A 1326-nucleotide genomic window follows, 5' to 3' on the forward strand; every position below is an offset into this window, starting at 1 on the left:
ACCATCCGGGAACGTACACGAAAGATTCGACACCTTCCCGCCCTTGGCCACCACATCCTTGACGACCACGTTCTTCTCGGCCTCGCCCGACGTATTCCTCACTGTGAAGGACAACCGCGTCGAACCATTGGGAAGCATAGCCGACTCCCCCGCCGTATCGGCATCACGCCCCGACTCATCCGCCTTCTCAATATCAATCGACGGACGCGGCGGAACCTTCGCCTTATACGGATCCTCCGCATTGACGTTCTTTCCGCTGCCGTAGCCCACGCCTTCCACGGACGAGGTGTCCGTGTGAACCTGATCGGCGGTGACGCCGGTGAGCTTGGCCGTGCACGGGAAGCTCGCCCCGGCGGCGAAGGCGGCCGGATCGGCGTCCTTCCACGAGGCGTCCCACTTGACCGTCCACTTCTTGGACGCCGCGTCGTAGACGCCCTTCGTCGGAGCGTTCTCACTCGGGAACGTGCAGGCCATCGACTCCACCGTCCCCGAACCCGACGTCGCATCCGTCACCACGACCTGCTTGAGATCCTCGGTGCCCGGATTGGTCACCGTGAACTTGAGGTCGGTCGAACCCTTTCCGTCGGAGTCCAAGTTCTTCCCGAGCAGATTCACCGGGCCGGTGTTGGCGTCGTTGCCCGCCGCGTCCTTCTTGACGATGGACACCTTGGGCGAGGGCGGCTTGGCGTTGTAGGGATTCTCATCCTTGACGCCCTTGCCCGACAACGCACCCGTAGCCGAGGTGATCGCCTTGTCGGTGTGGACGGTTGCGGCGACGCCGGTCAGGCGGGCGGTGCAGCCGAAGCTGCCTCCCACCGCGAAGGTCTTGGGGTTCTGCCCGAAGGAGGCGGCCCACTTGACCGTCCACTTCTTGGCCTTGGCGTCGTAGACGCCGGCGGTCGGAGCGTTCTCACCCGGGAACGTGCACTGCATCGACTCCACCGTGCCGGAATCGGTCGTGGTCTCATCGACCACTTCAACGCCCTTGAGCGGGTCGGCGCCCGAATTCCTCACCGTGAACACCAGATCGGTCTGACCGCGGGCAAGGAGCGGGCCGGCATCGGCCGTGTCAGCGGCATTGCCCGCCTTGTCCTTCTTGTCCACCGAAATGCCCGGTTCGGGTGGGCGGTGTGCGTTGTAGGGATCGGTGTCAGAAGTGTGCAGACCCGAGATCGCCCCATCAGCCTCAACCGACGCCGTGTCCTGATGAGTACTGCCCGACTCACCGGTACGCACCGGCACACCCGACAAATCAGCCGAACACGTAAACGACGCACCCTTGGCGAACACCGCCGGCTGAGCCGCGAACGACTTCTCCCACCGAAC

Annotated in this window: 1 protein-coding gene; it reads right to left on the reverse strand. The window is 64.2% G+C overall.

Annotated features, from left to right (window positions below):
* Nucleotides 1-1236, reverse strand: a 1236-nt coding sequence (locus HMPREF0043_RS08880; protein ID WP_156897565.1) for a hypothetical protein, incomplete at its 3' end; no start/stop codon positions are given.
* Between the last annotated feature and the right edge of the window lie 90 nt (nt 1237-1326).

The organism is Actinobaculum sp. oral taxon 183 str. F0552, assembly GCF_000466165.1.
GTDB lineage: Bacteria > Actinomycetota > Actinomycetes > Actinomycetales > Actinomycetaceae > Peptidiphaga.